15 protein-coding genes and 1 tRNA gene are annotated in these 14,531 nt (G+C 49.0%); 8 read left to right on the top strand and 8 right to left on the bottom strand.

The annotated features are described in order from the left end of the window. Positions 1-22 precede the first annotated feature (22 nt). Positions 23-580: a glycine cleavage system transcriptional repressor gene (locus BLR77_RS20875; protein WP_074681417.1), complete on the bottom strand. Its 558-nt coding sequence runs from the start codon at positions 578-580 to the stop codon at positions 23-25. A 246-nt stretch (positions 581-826) separates the two neighbouring features. Here BLR77_RS20875 and dapA point away from each other — a divergent pair, with 246 nt between their 5' ends. The 5 genes from dapA to BLR77_RS25255 all read left to right on the top strand — a co-directional run bounded on the left by dapA (position 827) and on the right by BLR77_RS25255 (position 4,883). Beyond that, complete coding sequence (gene dapA / locus BLR77_RS20870) at positions 827-1,705, top strand: 4-hydroxy-tetrahydrodipicolinate synthase (RefSeq protein WP_074681415.1); 879 nt, start codon at positions 827-829, stop codon at positions 1,703-1,705. Between the two features lie 16 nt (positions 1,706-1,721). Next, on the top strand, positions 1,722-2,843 hold the full coding sequence (bamC, locus tag BLR77_RS20865) for an outer membrane protein assembly factor BamC (RefSeq protein WP_074681413.1): 1,122 nt from the start codon (positions 1,722-1,724) through the stop codon (positions 2,841-2,843). Positions 2,844-2,956: 113 nt separating this feature from the next. Beyond that, positions 2,957-3,826, top strand: coding sequence for a phosphoribosylaminoimidazolesuccinocarboxamide synthase (locus BLR77_RS20860; protein ID WP_021489705.1), 870 nt, complete (start codon positions 2,957-2,959; stop codon positions 3,824-3,826). Between the two features lie 118 nt (positions 3,827-3,944). Further along, positions 3,945-4,034 (top strand) — tRNA-Ser (locus tag BLR77_RS20855). Positions 4,035-4,409: 375 nt separating this feature from the next. Continuing rightward, positions 4,410-4,883: a hypothetical protein gene (locus tag BLR77_RS25255; protein WP_139203058.1), complete on the top strand. Its 474-nt coding sequence runs from the start codon at positions 4,410-4,412 to the stop codon at positions 4,881-4,883. Between the two features lie 67 nt (positions 4,884-4,950). Here the strand turns inward: BLR77_RS25255 and BLR77_RS20850 are convergent, their stop codons facing one another. After that, complete coding sequence (locus tag BLR77_RS20850; protein ID WP_074681411.1) at positions 4,951-5,877, bottom strand: replication initiation protein; 927 nt, start codon at positions 5,875-5,877, stop codon at positions 4,951-4,953. A gap of 357 nt (positions 5,878-6,234) precedes the next feature. Here BLR77_RS20850 and BLR77_RS20845 point away from each other — a divergent pair, with 357 nt between their 5' ends. Continuing rightward, the gene (locus tag BLR77_RS20845; RefSeq protein ID WP_083366103.1) at positions 6,235-6,774 is read left to right on the top strand and encodes a type 4 pilus major pilin; all 540 of its coding nucleotides are present in this window, start codon (positions 6,235-6,237) and stop codon (positions 6,772-6,774) included. A gap of 89 nt (positions 6,775-6,863) precedes the next feature. After that, complete coding sequence (locus BLR77_RS25250; RefSeq protein ID WP_139203057.1) at positions 6,864-7,700, top strand: hypothetical protein; 837 nt, start codon at positions 6,864-6,866, stop codon at positions 7,698-7,700. 6 nt (positions 7,701-7,706) lie between these two features. On the opposite strand, the gene BLR77_RS20835 is transcribed toward BLR77_RS25250, so the two are convergent. The 5 genes from BLR77_RS20835 to BLR77_RS20815 all read right to left on the bottom strand — a co-directional run bounded on the left by BLR77_RS20835 (position 7,707) and on the right by BLR77_RS20815 (position 12,955). Beyond that, on the bottom strand, positions 7,707-8,267 hold the full coding sequence (locus tag BLR77_RS20835) for a DNA-binding protein (RefSeq protein WP_074681405.1): 561 nt from the start codon (positions 8,265-8,267) through the stop codon (positions 7,707-7,709). A 141-nt stretch (positions 8,268-8,408) separates the two neighbouring features. Continuing rightward, positions 8,409-10,247, bottom strand: coding sequence for a hypothetical protein (locus BLR77_RS20830; RefSeq protein ID WP_074681403.1), 1,839 nt, complete (start codon positions 10,245-10,247; stop codon positions 8,409-8,411). Between the two features lie 414 nt (positions 10,248-10,661). Further along, a complete protein-coding gene (locus BLR77_RS20825) occupies positions 10,662-12,131 on the bottom strand; it encodes a tyrosine-type recombinase/integrase (RefSeq protein ID WP_074681401.1) in 1,470 nt (489 codons plus the stop codon). Positions 12,132-12,395: 264 nt separating this feature from the next. Then, entirely contained in the window at positions 12,396-12,680 is a 285-nt protein-coding gene (locus tag BLR77_RS20820; RefSeq protein ID WP_074681399.1) for a type II toxin-antitoxin system RelE/ParE family toxin, read from the bottom strand. Further along, complete coding sequence (locus tag BLR77_RS20815) at positions 12,680-12,955, bottom strand: antitoxin of toxin-antitoxin stability system (protein ID WP_074681397.1); 276 nt, start codon at positions 12,953-12,955, stop codon at positions 12,680-12,682. The genes BLR77_RS20820 and BLR77_RS20815 overlap by 1 nt, the downstream gene beginning before the upstream one ends. A gap of 289 nt (positions 12,956-13,244) precedes the next feature. Here BLR77_RS20815 and BLR77_RS20810 point away from each other — a divergent pair, with 289 nt between their 5' ends. Then, positions 13,245-13,616 carry a hypothetical protein gene (locus BLR77_RS20810; RefSeq protein ID WP_074681395.1) on the top strand — a complete coding sequence of 124 codons (372 nt, stop codon included), beginning with the start codon at positions 13,245-13,247 and terminating at the stop codon, positions 13,614-13,616. 231 nt (positions 13,617-13,847) lie between these two features. On the opposite strand, the gene BLR77_RS20805 is transcribed toward BLR77_RS20810, so the two are convergent. Next, positions 13,848-14,156 carry a hypothetical protein gene (locus BLR77_RS20805; protein ID WP_074681393.1) on the bottom strand — a complete coding sequence of 103 codons (309 nt, stop codon included), beginning with the start codon at positions 14,154-14,156 and terminating at the stop codon, positions 13,848-13,850. Between the last annotated feature and the right edge of the window lie 375 nt (positions 14,157-14,531).

The raw sequence follows: 14,531 nt of genomic DNA, 5'->3' as shown, positions 1-14,531 counted from the left end.
GGAAACTCCTTGCATGCGGCTATCAGGGATTCTGTGGGCGCCAGGGTTCGATCAGCGCATCAAGATTCAGCGCATCGGCAAAATCGAGGAACTGATCGCGCAGCCAACTGATCTGCGTGCCGGCCGGCAGCGTCACGGTCAGGGTGGCGTTGAGCATGGTGCCGCCGGTCTGCGGTGCCTGGTAGGTGTCGCAGGTCAGGGCTTCCAGCTCGACGCGGTGGTCGATGAAGAACTGGCACAGCTCGTTGAGAATGTCCGGGCGATACACGGCGCTGACGTAGGCCACATAAGGCAGCGCCTGCGGGCGCACCTCGGCGGCGGCACTGCGCGCCAGGTCCACAGTGAAGTCATGCTTCTTGGCCAGCAGCGGCAGGCTCGACTCCAGACGCGCCAGCGCATCCCAGCTGCCGGACACCTGCAACACCAGGGCGCTGAATTCACCGTGACGGCTCAGGCGAGTGCTGATCACCGCGCAACGGTTCTCATGGCTGGTGCGGCTGAGCAGGTTGGTCAGGGCCATGGCGTCGCGGCCGAGCGCGCTGATGACGAGGAATTGTTCGCGAACGAGGGGGGTGGACATGCAGCCTTCCTAAAGCGATGAACGGTCCGCGCACGAGAAGCCGCGGACCAAAGACAGCAGGTTAGCGAAAAGCACCGCCGAGGGGAATGGCGAAGCCTTGTGCATCGGACGACGGCCAGCGCCGATGCAGGCCGTGGAAAAACGCAGGTAGTGTTCAAACGACCGGATAAGCCCTTGTCCGTTGCTTGTGCCAGATTGGTGGCACCAGTACCATTACGGCTCAATTTTTCCGGCAGGAGCGGTTGCATGATTGCGGGCAGTATGGTGGCACTGGTCACGCCCATGGATGCGCAGGGTGGTCTGGATTGGGAGGCCCTGAGCAAATTGGTGGATTTCCACCTGCAAGAGGGCACCAATGCCATCGTCGCGGTCGGCACCACCGGTGAGTCCGCCACGCTGGAAGTGCCCGAGCACATCGAAGTGATCAAGCGCGTGGTCAAGCAGGTTGCCGGCCGTATCCCGGTGATTGCCGGCACCGGTGGCAACTCCACCCGTGAGTCGGTCGAACTGACCCGTGCCGCCCAGGAAGTCGGCGCCGACGCCGCCCTGCTGGTCACCCCGTACTACAACAAGCCGACCCAGGAAGGCCTGTACCTGCATTTCCGTCACATCGCCGAAGCCGTGGCCATCCCGCAGATTCTCTACAACGTGCCGGGCCGTACCGTGTGCGACATGCTGCCGGAGACCGTCGAGCGCCTGTCGAAGATCGACAACATCATCGGCATCAAGGAAGCCACCGGCGACCTGCAGCGCGCCCAGGACGTACTGGATCGCGTCAGCAAGGATTTCCTCGTCTACTCCGGTGACGACGCCACCGCCGTCGAGCTGATGCTGTTGGGCGGCAAGGGCAACATCTCCGTTACTGCCAACGTTGCGCCGCGTGCCATGAGCGACCTGTGCGCTGCTGCCATGCGTGGCGAGGCGGCCATCGCCCGCGCCATCAACGACCGTCTAATGCCGCTGCACAAGGCACTGTTCCTCGAATCCAACCCTATTCCGGTGAAATGGGCGCTGCACGAAATGGGCCTGATGGGCGACGGTATTCGTCTGCCACTGACCTGGCTCAGCCCGCGCTGTCACGAACCGCTGCGCCAGGCCATGCGCCAGTGCGGTGTATTGGCTTAACTCAAGGATTCTACGCATGAAGCGACTGGCCGGATTTTCCGCCCTTGCTCTGATCGTCTCCAGCACCAGCGGTTGTGGCTGGCTCTGGGGTGACAATGGCTACTTCCGTGATCGCGGCAGCGACTACCTGGAGGCGCGTCAGACTGCACCGATGCAATTGCCGACCGACGTCCAGGCCAAGCGCCTCGACCCGCTGCTGCCGGTGCCTGCCCAGGTTGCCAGCACCACCGAAACCTCCGGCAAGTTCGACGTACCGCGCCCACAAGGCCTGCAAGTGCGTGCCGACGAGCGCGAGTTCAGTCTGCAGCGCAGTGGCGATTCGCGTTGGGTCGTGGCCCAGCGTGTGCCGGCCGAAGTCTGGCCGCTGGCGCGTCAGTTCTTCGAAGACAACGGTTTCCGCATCGCCAGCGAGCGTCCGCAAACCGGCGAATTCATTACCTCCTGGCAGCGTTTCGATGAGCTCTCCACGAGCATGGCGCGCCGTCTGAGCAGCCGCGTTTCCGGCGTTGCGCCGGACGCCGAAACCCGCGTGCGCGTGCGCATCGAGCCGGGCGTGCAGCGCAACACCAGTGAAGTCTTCGTCACCAGCGCCGAGCGTCCTGCCGGCAGCACCGCCGATGTCGATTTCGCTGCCCGTAGCGGCAACGCCAGCCTCGAAGCTGCACTGCTCGACGAAATGCTGGTCAGCATGGCCCGTGGTGTGGAGCAGGGCGGTTCGGTGTCGCTGCTCGCCGCGCGCGACTACGATGCGCCTAGCCGCGTCAGCCTGAGCGAAGACGGCAACGGCAACCCGGTGCTCAACCTCGGCGCCGACTTCGATCGCGCCTGGTCCGGCGTCGGCCGTTCGCTGGAGCTCGGTAACGTACGCGTCGACGACCTCAACCGCAGCCTTGGCCTGTACTACATCAACATGGCCGAAGGCGCTCAGGTCAACGAGGAGAAGCCAGGCTTCTTCGGTCGCCTGTTCGGCAGCGCGCCGAGCAAGGAAGAGATCGAAGCCCGCGCCGAGCGCTATCAGGTACGCCTGACCCCGGTTGGCGATGGCGTACAGGTCACCGTGGAAAAAGACCTCAACACCATTGCCCCGGCCGACGTGTCGCGCCGCGTGCTGAGCCTGATCCAGGATAATCTCGGCTGACCGGCGCCGGCAGGCCGTTGAAAAACGGCCTGCAGCGCGCTCCAGCCGTTAATCGATGGGCGAAACCCGCAAAGGTTTCGCCTGTTTTGTTTGCCAGAAACGGAAATGCCGACATGAGCACACCCACCACCCTGAGCCTGAAGAAGATCTACTCGGGCAAGGTCCGCGACCTCTACGAAATCGACGACAAGCGCATGCTGATGGTGGCCACCGATCGTCTGTCGGCATTCGACGTCATCCTCGAGCAACCGATTCCGGAGAAGGGCAAGATCCTCACCGCCATCTCCAACTTCTGGTTCGACAAGCTGGCAGGCGTGGTGCCCAACCACTTCACCGGTGACAAGGTCGAAGACGTCGTATCGGCTGCCGAGCTGCCACTGGTCGAAGGCCGCGCCGTCGTCGCCAAGCGCCTCAAGCCGGTCGCCGTGGAGGCTATCGTGCGTGGCTACATCGTCGGCTCCGGCTGGAAGGAATACCAGAAGAGCGGCACCGTCTGCGGCATCGCCCTGCCGGCAGGCCTGAAGGAAGCGGCCAAGCTGCCGCAGCCGATCTTCACCCCCTCGACCAAGGCCGCCGTGGGCGATCATGACGAGAACATCAGCTTCGCGCAGTGCGAAGCCATCATCGGCGCCGAACTGGCTGCCCAAGTGCGTGACACCGCGATCAAGCTGTACACCACGGCTGTCGAGTACGCCGCTACCCGCGGCATCATCATCGCCGACACCAAGTTCGAATTCGGCCTGGACGAAGACGGCACCTTGACCCTGATGGACGAAGTGCTGACCCCCGACTCCAGCCGCTTCTGGCCGGCCGACAGCTACGCCGAAGGCAGCAACCCGCCGAGCTTCGACAAGCAGTTCGTGCGCGACTGGCTGGAATCCACCGGCTGGAACAAGCAAGCCCCGGCCCCAGCCATACCGGCAGACGTCGCGCAGAAAACCGCTGACAAGTACCGCGAAGCGCTGACTCGTCTGACCGCTTGAGCCTTGCGAGAGAAGGCCGGGCAGCCCCCGGCTTTTTCACAAGCGCCTGATAGAACACGAAAATTTTTCAAAATAAGCTTCGCCAAAGCGCATTCAGCTGTTATGATTCGCGCCGCTTGGGAAGATGCCGGAGTGGTCGAACGGGACGGATTCGAAATCCGTTGTGTCAGCAATGGCACCTAGGGTTCAAATCCCTATCTTCCCGCCATATCGAAAAAAGCCTTATAAATCAACGGTTTATGAGGCCGCCGAAACGGCGATTTGTAGCAAAGGTTTGTAGCGTTTTTTGTAGCGCAAGCCTCACCTACGGATCGCCGTTTTTCTTTGCCTGCGATTTGCCCCCTTAGCCTTTTCTAGCCGTTTCTAGGCCTCCCCTTGGTTTGCCCTGCTGTTTTGCTTTCCACGCTCCCTATGGGGCCGTGGTGCGTCCTTGTGTCCGTTGGCGAGGGAGAGGTGCCCGAAGGTGCGGAGGGTTTCCATCCGTGGCTTTGGGTGCCAGCGGGATAAGGCTTACACTGAGAGGTGGGGCGTTGCTGTACAAATCAAGCCGAATCTTGCGTTTGCAATTGGAGAAAATATCTAAGTGAAGGAATCATTCGATCAAATAAAGGCATTAAATAAGAGTCGAATTAGGCCATTAGTAGACAATAAAAAATTGATTTTTTCATCGATTTTTGAAGATGCATTAAATTTTGCGCTAGATCATTATTTCAAACATAAGAATACGGGGTATTTGGTAGATATTGCGAGTTTATTCGCCGAAAGAAATTACCAGATTTTTATTGTTGGATTTATTTCTGAAAGAGCCGGCGTGAAGTGTTCGATCAAAGAAGGCACCATTAGAATGGTAAGGTCTGAAGTCGGACCAAATGAAAAGGCGAGCCTAAAAGTAAACTTGGAGAAATTCGCTTCTAACGGATTTAAACTAGAAGTTAAGAAGCCAAGCAATGCAAATACCAGCAAATTAGCCAAAGATAAAAAGTCACCCAAAAAAATTGACATGTTAGATTCCTGGGCACGTTTGCCGGGTAGTTATGGTTCTGGGAAACGAAGTTAAATATATGGACCCAGCGGCCTGCCTCGGCGCTATTATCTGATATAGGCTATTTGCACTGATTATAATGCTATGCCTGTTCCCTCCAGTAAAACACGGTTCTACGGCTTACTTTTAACTGCTGCATTACTTCTTGAATGCTAGCGCCAGATTCAAGCAATATAATGCCTTGCTCTCTCTTATCCTTGCCCTTTGCGGCTCCACCTTTCTTGCCTCTAATCGCTTGAATCTCAGGTGTATGAGTTTTGGCGATGTAGTTTTCAAAGGTTCCACGATTGAAGTTTCTAAAAGTCCATTTGGCAACGCTCTTGGCCGTATGTTTGACCTCTGCGGTATCCAATGGGGTAGAGAATTGGCTGTTGTACCCTGTAGCCCTGTCCAAGCAAGCGTTTAGCCATTGGTCATAGACTGGCCAGCCCTGACGTATGGCCTTGTAGGCCCAGGTTCTTAGTTTCTCGAATAGGGTGCAGTTCCTGCCTAGGCCGTAGTCTGGTAGCGGCTTGCGCTTGTTCTGGTAGGCAGATAGGTCTAGGTAATCGGCTAGGCCGTCTAGGGTGTAAAGCTCTTGCTCCCACTGCTTGACGATCCAGTGTGGGTTTAGTGGGTTCTTGCAGATAAGCCCTGAATAACCAATGTCAGCATCCAGAAGATCACGCATAGCGTTGTCGATAGCCCCAGCGTAGCGTAAAGGGGCTGTTTTACCGTCGATTGCGGTTCGGATAGGTGTATGTAGCCCATAGAGCAAATGAGCGTGCCCATTGGCCGGATTTCGAGCGATTAGGTTTGGGGCTGGTGCGCCTACTGCTTCCCAGTGTAGGCCAGCGTCTCGACGGTCTACGTCATAGACAAGCCATAACTTGTGGGTTGGGCCGTTTGGTTGAATGTGTCGGGCGAGTGCTGCCTTCTCCTTTTTGTTGATCCTCAATCCGTTGGTTAAGTCGTCAGCATGATAAGGTCTTGTTGGTAGTTTCTCGTTAAATAAGTTTAAGCATTCCATTGTTATCCTCTTCTGGTTTATGTTCAGAAAAAGAAAAACTTATGGAAGTTACTTGACAATAAAGTTCTTGATGATTAAATGGTTGTGTAGAGTGTTTGTTTTAGTTTTATTGTTTTAGTTACCGCCTTTTCCAGAGGCGGTTTTCTTTTTCTGTTATATTCAAGTTGCCATACATAATTAAATTGTCAATGTTCTATTGACTTATATTTATCGGGTGATAAATTGTAATTAACGTGGTTCCTCGATTGCGTTAGTTGTTAGAAAAGACTGGCTTAGGCCGGTCTTTTTTTGTTTGCACTTCCAATTTGTATTTCTTGGGGTATATTGATATTAAGTTAACAATAATTAAAGGGATTTATGAATTTAAGCAAAACGGGGAAGCGTCGCGGATTAACATTGATAGAATCATTGGTTGTGGTGGGTATATTGCTTGGGATAGTAGCGATTGCATTAACGCTTTATGGGACTGTAAAAGATAGATTGAATGTCAAGAATGAATCGGAAAATATTTCGTTTATTTATGCTCAGGTTTCTGACTTGTTTAGCGATGAAACCACCGATGATTTAGAAAATGAATTGGCTGTTCAATCTGGTATTTTCCCAAAGAAAATGAAAATAGCAGGAGATAAGGTTTATAATGCTTGGGGTGGAGCTGTCGTAGTAAAGGGGGCGTCAAGTAGTAATGGGTTTACATTGGAGTATAAGAAAGTTCCTAAGGATGGTGTCTGTGTGGATTTAGTCAGAAATCAAAGAAAAGTTGGGTGGGATTTAGCGGCTGTTGGAAGTTTAGATGTTGTATATAGCGACATGACAACCTCAGAAATATCTAAGGCGTGCAACACAGGTTCAGGCGAATCTACTACTGTGATTTTTGAATACGGTATTGAAGATAACTAACACATAGCCCGCAATTCAGCGGGTTTTTTGTTGCCTGTCAGAATGACTCTAGGTATCTTATTGAAAGCCCAGACAAAGGAATGGTAAGAATGATTTTTCAAAAGCCAGTTTTGAAGAGTAAAACAAATTATCTTGATTTTATTGGCTACACAGTTTTTATTGTAATTTTATCCTCGTATCTTACATATGGCGCTTGTGTAATATACGGCGTTTCTGGTGGAGATGGTGATATTACTGCTTTGGATGTATTTAACGGATTAGCTGCGATTGCAACAGCATCGGCGTTTGTTCTTGCTTTAATGCAGTATCGTAAAAGTATTCGTCAACAGCGTCAGCAGATCGTAGCAGCAGAAGCAAAAGCACAAATTGAAAAGATGATTAGTGTCGCCTCTCAGATAAAAACAGGAAATGATTCCTGCTTGGAGAATTTGGATCATTCATTGGGGTTATTGTCGAATATTGCCGTTGGATTTGATGAATTGTATAGGTCAATGAATGAAGATATTCAGAGGGCCATTATACGATTGCAGTGGCAAGATATGTATTACAATTGTCTTGTTCGTGCCTTAGAAAAATTAGACCTTGTTTCAATTTTGAAGAATGAAAAGAACCTTGACCAGGTGGAACTGGATAAAGTTATTGCGCAGGCAAGGGAGTATATTAAAAGTGGAAGTTTTATATCGGCATTAAAAAAATTCGCATTTTATGAGCGGATCATGAAGAGCGATTTAGTCAAGTCAAAGGTGGACTTAAAATCAAGGCTGGGCTCGCTTGATATGTTTGTTATGTACTATATGAACAAATATCATACAAATGATTTGATGTATGGCCTTCTTTCGCAAATAGATATTAGATCGCACTCGCCCCTTTTAGCGGTATCCGGGCCAAGCGCATTTGCTTTTGAGGATCACCGAGATGAAAAATAACGCCCATTAGTGGGCGGTTTTTTTGTCTGAGTATTTAAAAAGTCCAAGCAGCTCTTTATTATGCTGCTCTACGGCTTCCAGCCTTGCCTGTTGCCCTGCTAGTTTTGTTAGCGCTTCGCTATATTCTGATTTTAAATTCTGAAGCTCAATACACAATTGGTTTTTTTCCTCTGTTGTTTTTTCAAGAATAATGGATTGCTTATCATATTCTTCTGCTATTTCTTTGGTTAGTTGCTCCGATTCCGCTTTGTCCTTCTCCCACGCCTTCTGTGCGGTGTGTAGTGCGTCGTTTGCTGTGTGCTGTGCAAGGCTCCATATCTTGGCTGTCGTTTCGTTTACAGCCTTTTGAACAGCATCTGGAATGTCTATCTGCGCTGTCTGAACCTGTTGCTCTTGTTGGTTTCTCCATTGCTTCATCGCTTCGCTGGTTGTATTCATATCAGTCTTTGCTGCTGCTCTGACTTGGGAAACTGTAGGGTATGATTTTTGACCATTAGCGTTATATAGTTCTGTTGCTACTCTGTGGATTTTTTCTACTGCTTGGTTGTTTTCTGTTGTGTTGTTCATATTTTTCTCCTTTAAATTGAAATAATAATAATAATAATAATAATAAGATAAGGTAATAAGTTATTGTTATTCTTATTATGAAATCATACAAAAAATTAATTGCAATAGGCTGACAATAAAAAAACCGCTCAAAGGCGGTTATTAGTATGGGTCATTAGGATTATTAAATGGGCTTGGCGGTTTAGGTTTTAGCATTCTTCTGGCTCTTGCCTTCGCTGCTTCTTGTTTTTCTTCTTGATCAAACTCAATGGTTTGCTTGTCTGTGAATGTATCGGACGCCCATAGTTTAGCCCTGTCCAAAATGTTGAACTCGACTTTTGTATTATCTAGCCCAGCCTCTTTGAGCTTTTCTTGAGCGTTGAATAAATAGTCTGCTCTCTTTTCCTTCCCAAGATAGCGGGACGTTTGGAGCATATTTTCTTTTATTTCGTTGTAGATTGAATTGGTTGGATTGTCCAAGCGCTTAGCATTTAGCACCTTATCAACCTTTACATCAAAATTATGGATGAGGGGTTGTAAGTGCTCATTCAATACCTTGATTGCGTTCTCTATCTCGCTTTTCTTCTTCTGGTCTTGAATGATTTTTTCATTCAAGCGTTTAACCGTCTTGTTGTATTTCTCCATTTCAGTTTCAAGGGTTCTTTTTAGATCGATCTTCTTCTGAGTTAATGCATTGATTTCTATCTTGGTCGATTCTTCTTGCGCTGCAAGTTCTTCAAGGCTTTTCTTCTTTACGGATATCTCATTAGAAAGCGATGCTAACCTTTTGCTTGTGTTTTTTTCTGCGCGCTCTAGTTTTACTTCTTCTTTAACTATCTGCTCTTGTTTGGTCGTGATTACGGCGTCTAGTTGGATTTTATTCTCTACGGTTTTCTTTATTTCCTTTTCAGTACCTTCAAGTTTCTTCTCAATTTCTTCTAGTTGTTCCTCTCTAAGTGTGTATAGGTTGAATGCACGTTCCTCTTTTGGCTTTTTACTTTCAAGTCTTATTTTCTTCCTTAATTCAAGATTTTCCTCTGTTGCTTCTAATTTGCTTGCGAGGATCGGAATATTCTCCATGATAAATTTCTGGTTTATGTGTTGGTAGAATAATTCCTGTAAGGCTTCGCCTGTGATTTGGCTTTCTTGGTAGGTCTGTTTTTGAGTATTAACTGGATCGTAGTCTTTGAAAAAATCAACCGTCTCTATGACCTTGTTAGCAAGCATTGCCTGCTGCTCTGTAAGGTCGTATTCGCCTGTTCTCTTGTTTTTGCAGTCAATGAATATGTGTGGGTGGTCGCCTATTTTCTTCTTGCCTTTGCCTTCTAGTTCGTCGCCATGATAAACGGTCATAATGACGTTATAGTCAGGGAAGTGCTGGGCGTAGAACTCTTGTATTGCCGTAATGTAGAACTCTGGCGGGAGGTCTATTTGGTTGTGCATTGGGAACTTAAAGAATGCCTCTTGTATGACTGTCTTGCGACCATCCAAGGGCTTTTCAGACTGAACAATGTTGTTGTGTAAGTCTATGTAGTTTTGAACGCTTTGTAGTTTCTGCGCCTTCCTGCTGACCTCAAAACGTTCAAAGTCAGATTGGACGATGGTGCTATCTATGAACTCTTTTTGTTCAAGTAGATCTTCAAGGTAAGTGGCAATAGGGTTGCCAGTTTCGTCCTTGATAATCTTCTTTATCTTGTACTTATATTTACTTTTGAACTCGATATCTTCGTGGCGCTGCTCTTTGCTGCGGGTGACTTGTTGCAGTGGCTTTATTTTTGAGTTTAGGAATGCTAGGGCGGATTGTTGCGTCATAGCAACACGCTCGCCATTTATTAAGAATATATTCTTATGGGATAAATCCTCATCCCATTGAATTTTCTTTTCCTCTTTGCTTTCGATTCGCAAAGAATGCTTTAAAGATTTTACCAGTTGCTTGAGTTTTGAGACTGAGAAATTAAGTCTCTTATACAGCATTGTTGTGCTCTTGATTTCATTGCTCATGTATCCCTCAGTAGTTGTGATTTTGCTCCTTTAATTGTCAGCGAGTTGGGTCTGCTTTTTGCTCTGTTTTTGATCTTGGGAATCCAAAGGGGAACCCTTGGCCCGGTTAGTCCTTCGCACCTTTTACGCAGTAAAAGTGTGAAGGACTAACCAAAGGGTTGATAAAGGTCTAAAACCGTTCCGCTTTTTATGCCCCATATATATAAATTACCATGGAAGTTAATTTATTCAAGTTTGGATGCTGTTTTGAAATGTGGAAGCCGGGTTGTATATGTGCGCGATTAAGTGGGCTTATGTAAGAGGTCTTATATATAGCTTGCTATGGCGCGCGCACATGTGAGGCTTCGAAAAGGAAGGGCTTTAAAGCGGTTCCGGTGGTTTTAGGGCGTTTTTAATGTGTAACGCCCTGAGATTTTAGATTTTTATTGAGTAGTTGAGTGTTGAAATTGCTTTGAGTTTTTGCTTTGGGCTAGGGCCTGAACTGTATACGTCGAAAGTAATGGTTCCGGTTTCGTGTCCAACAATGGAAGCGATGAGGATTCCGGGTATATCTGCACGTTGCAATTGGGTGATTACTGTCTTGCGGAAACTATGGAAAACAAATTGATTGTTATAGCCAAGGTCTGTTTTTAAACGGCCAAATTGCTTGCTAAGAGCATCCGAACGGTTTCCGTATTTATTTCCTGATGTAGATTTTATTAGGTAGCCGTCTTCTGAGTTTTCGACCAAACGCTCTAAAACATTTTTTAGGGCTGGGTGGATTGGAATGTGTCTTTCGCTGGACTTTGTTTTACCATCCGAAATATGGATGCACTTAATACCTTCCTCCATAACTATGTCGGTTGTTTTGATTCGGCATAGTTCCTCAATCCGTGCCCCTGTGTAGGCACCCAATAGAATGAGGTCGGCAAGGGTTTCGCGGTTTTTTAGCCCTTTGGCAGTGTTGTATAGCCTTGCCACGTCTTCTGTGCTGAATGCCTTGCGCTCTGTCGAGGTCGAGGCTTTCTTGCTGCGGTTTGTGGGGAAATCGTGGTTCTGGAAAGGGGATTGCTGGTCGCGGTGTAGTTTCTTGAAGTTCTCATCGTATCGGAGTGCCCATTTCCAAAAACTGGAACCGGCGAACAAAAACTGTTTTTTGGTTTTCTCGCTGACGCTGAGCGTATCCATGTAGGCCGTAATGCTTTCGTGGGTAAGGTCGCGGCGGTTCGATTCAAGCCATTTTTTGAGGTTTTCGAGTTTGGCGACCTGGGTGTCTACGGTCTTTTGAACAATGCCTTTAACGTCTTCTTGAAAGGTCTTAAAAGCCTTGATTCTGGTGGTGGTAATGGGCGATTTGGCTTGGTAGTGGCTCGGGTCTTTGAGTATCTGGCGGATATCTTCCCGGTCTACTGGCTTCAAGGGTAGAGCGTCGGCCTGTCGCTCCATATTGCTGTTAACAAGCGATTGAAGATCACGATTGAACTCGAATGGGTCGAGAGTTTTCCCCTCTTCAAAATGCCTAATAATCCGGCTCCATTCTTCTTCGCTATGTTCTGGTCCCAATGTAAGAAAATCGGCCATATTTTCGGCCTTCTCGATGCTCATAGGGCCATTGGTTATGTAAGCCTGTGCAACATCGGCAAAGAAGTCTCGGGCGCGTTCGGCCATTTCCTTGGCCTGAATGCGGGCGTCCTCTGGATCGAGTTTTGAAGTGCCACGCGCTTGGACAATCAACGATTGCCAATGCTGCAAGTAGGAGAGTTTTAGGCGCTGGGCTTCGGTTTTGGAGCCGGTTTTGAGCGAAGCGGTGAACTCACGCCGATTGAGGGCGTGCCTAGCATCCTCTGGAATCGCTAGACGGGCGTGCCAAATCCCTGAGCGTAAGACTAGGTTGTCGCTGGCCATTTCTGTTCACCCATAAAGAACATGTTCTTTAGGGTGACAGGCTAGTCGTTTTTTTGGTGGTTTTGTAGCAAAAATTTGTAGCAAACGGCTCTGTAAGTGCCTGTATGCATTGATTTTATTGAGTTTTTAGGCCGATTTCGGAAAGTCCCTATCTTCCCGCCATATCCAAGCCAAAACCCCTGAAGCTCCCAGAGCTTCGGGGGCTTTTGCTTTCTGCGGCATGCAAGGTGTCGAAGAAGTGTCGAAAGCGGCTAGAGACTGCAGCTAGCTCTGGACCGGCGGCCACATCCTGGCGACGTGCACCAGGGCGAGAATCCAGACGGCGTCACGCTCAGCCTGATAGACAAGGCGGTAGTTTTCGTGGGGGATCAGCTCGCGAGTACCGGCCACAGTTCCCAGCCTGCCCTTGTCGGGAACGTCAGCCAGGCTGGCGGCAGCAGCACTGAATAGCTCGTCCATATGTACTGCAGCGCGAGGGTTCTCAGTGGCGATGTATTCCCAGACATCCAGACGGTCCTGCAGGGCCTCAGGTGTCCAAATAACCTGCATCAGTGACCCAGAGCCTTGGTCCGGCGAGCGGCGAATTCAGCTTCTACATCATCATTGGAGCGGCCACGACCAGCCTCTACCGATGCCCTTGCAGCAGCGACCTTGCGGTGCACGAACTCATCATGCTCTTTGGCCTGTTGCTGCTGGCGAATGAAGTCGCGCATGAGGTCGCGCATAACCTGGGAGGCCGGCCGGTGTGCGGCTTGAGCGGCTGCCATGAAGTCTTCGCGCAGTTCGGGCTCAAGCTTCAGATTGAAAACGGCTTCTTTGGCCATGGTCGTCACCTATCGGTCGATTCGTAACTACAACGTATATATGTTGTGTACATGCTAAGCAATGCTCGCGGCACTGGGAAGCACGCGTCATCGGATATGGCTACGGAGTGATGATGCCGAGAAAGCGTAGGAACAATAGGGAGCAGGCCATGATTTACGGAAAATTAATCGTGGTCTGTCCCCTATTGTTTAAACTCGCGGTAGATTATTTATCTGTATGGTGATTTCAATTGCCGCTGTTTGGCGTAAAGAAGCATATGTTTATTGGAGAAATATCTAGGAGGCGCTTGTGGCTAACTTTAATTTGTATTTTGTAAAGTTTAAACGGAAGAAGCATCAGAGGAATGAACCTACCTTTAACGATATGCTCGATTGTCTTACTGCTCTTAGGGGGTTAGGGGCTCAGCCTAACTATAAGTACCCATTTGAGTGGGTTGAATCCATCAGTGAGGGATTTATTGTCGCTTCTCGGGCAAATGATGCTCTGACGTTTATGACCGCGGGGACTGCTCACCTGCTTAAAAATGTAGATTTTGATGAGGTGAGAAAAATAAACAAACTGGTTGTTTTTGATTTTGATCTGTCAGATGACGCGCCTCAAATTATAGCGCATGTCTCCAATATTAAGGACGCAGGTCACACCGTAGACGGATTCGATTGATATCTTTAAGCGTTCGCCAGCAAGGCTTTCTCCAGAACGAACGATCCCGCTCCGCTTTTGCGGACCGTGTGTGGTGGTTAGGGAAATAGGGGGCAGACCACGATTTACAGGATATTAATCGTGGTCTGTCCCCTATTGTTTCTCCTTCCGTGGCTCTAACGTTTGGTTAAGGGGCGGGCTTTAGCCCGTCCCAGTGAGCGCAGCGAACGGTTTGAACCATTTGTTAGGCTGTTAGTAATTTTCTTCGATGATTTTAATCTGCCAATCATCCCAATTTTTAACTCCAAGTGCGTCGATAGTAGAGTTAGGATGATTTTTTAGCCACCAGGATGCTACGGCTTCATATTCTTGTGCGTTTAATTCAAATGGTTCCCAGCTCCCCATTCTTGAGTCTTGATCGCAAGGATCGGAACCTTTTTTGAAAAATTCATTTAGAAAGCCACAAGGAGGAAAGAAGGGTGAGCACTCAATGACGCCGAAAATTCCATAAAGAACTTTGGTGTTTTCGGTCAGTACCTTTTTGGCACGTTCGATTTTCATGACTGCGGTAGCCTAACGTTTGGTTAAGGGGCGGGCTTTAGCCCGTCCCAGTGAGCGCAGCGAACGATTTGAACCACTAGTTAGGTGTATCCAGTTATATATAAGGTGTACGGATGTTACTTTCGGAAATTATCTTATCTTTATGTAATAGTTTGTATGTAGCCCCAGCACCATTCACATAAACCATTATGCAGTCCTCAAGCGTCTCCACCTCAAACCAAGGTTGTTCCGCAGTGTCCGCGATTAAGTCGTATTCGGTTCCTAATTCGAGCACTATTTCATGCGCCCATGGCTCAATGATCAGAAGCTTATGCTGACTAATGCTGGCGGTAACTCTGAGGCGAGACGATGTCATGTTCTGCACCTAACGTTTGA

It is taken from the genome of Ectopseudomonas alcaliphila (assembly GCF_900101755.1).
In the GTDB taxonomy this organism is placed as follows: domain Bacteria; phylum Pseudomonadota; class Gammaproteobacteria; order Pseudomonadales; family Pseudomonadaceae; genus Aquipseudomonas; species Aquipseudomonas alcaliphila.
This window is presented reverse-complemented; position numbering and strand designations above follow the sequence as displayed.

Bases quoted from the DNA above. Each gene is read 5' to 3' on its own strand.
- BLR77_RS20850 (WP_074681411.1), bottom strand. From the start codon at position 5,877: ATGGAATGCTTAAACTTATTTAACGAGAAACTACCAACAAGACCTTAT.
- BLR77_RS20875 (WP_074681417.1), bottom strand. From the start codon at position 580: ATGTCCACCCCCCTCGTTCGCGAACAATTCCTCGTCATCAGCGCGCTC.
- bamC (WP_074681413.1), top strand. From the start codon at position 1,722: ATGAAGCGACTGGCCGGATTTTCCGCCCTTGCTCTGATCGTCTCCAGC.
- BLR77_RS20825 (WP_074681401.1), bottom strand. From the start codon at position 12,131: ATGGCCAGCGACAACCTAGTCTTACGCTCAGGGATTTGGCACGCCCGT.
- BLR77_RS20830 (WP_074681403.1), bottom strand. From the start codon at position 10,247: ATGAGCAATGAAATCAAGAGCACAACAATGCTGTATAAGAGACTTAAT.
- BLR77_RS20835 (WP_074681405.1), bottom strand. From the start codon at position 8,267: ATGAACAACACAACAGAAAACAACCAAGCAGTAGAAAAAATCCACAGA.
- BLR77_RS25250 (WP_139203057.1), top strand. From the start codon at position 6,864: ATGATTTTTCAAAAGCCAGTTTTGAAGAGTAAAACAAATTATCTTGAT.
- BLR77_RS20820 (WP_074681399.1), bottom strand. From the start codon at position 12,680: ATGCAGGTTATTTGGACACCTGAGGCCCTGCAGGACCGTCTGGATGTC.
- BLR77_RS20805 (WP_074681393.1), bottom strand. From the start codon at position 14,156: ATGAAAATCGAACGTGCCAAAAAGGTACTGACCGAAAACACCAAAGTT.
- BLR77_RS20845 (WP_083366103.1), top strand. From the start codon at position 6,235: ATGAATTTAAGCAAAACGGGGAAGCGTCGCGGATTAACATTGATAGAA.
- dapA (WP_074681415.1), top strand. From the start codon at position 827: ATGATTGCGGGCAGTATGGTGGCACTGGTCACGCCCATGGATGCGCAG.
- BLR77_RS20860 (WP_021489705.1), top strand. From the start codon at position 2,957: ATGAGCACACCCACCACCCTGAGCCTGAAGAAGATCTACTCGGGCAAG.
- BLR77_RS20815 (WP_074681397.1), bottom strand. From the start codon at position 12,955: ATGGCCAAAGAAGCCGTTTTCAATCTGAAGCTTGAGCCCGAACTGCGC.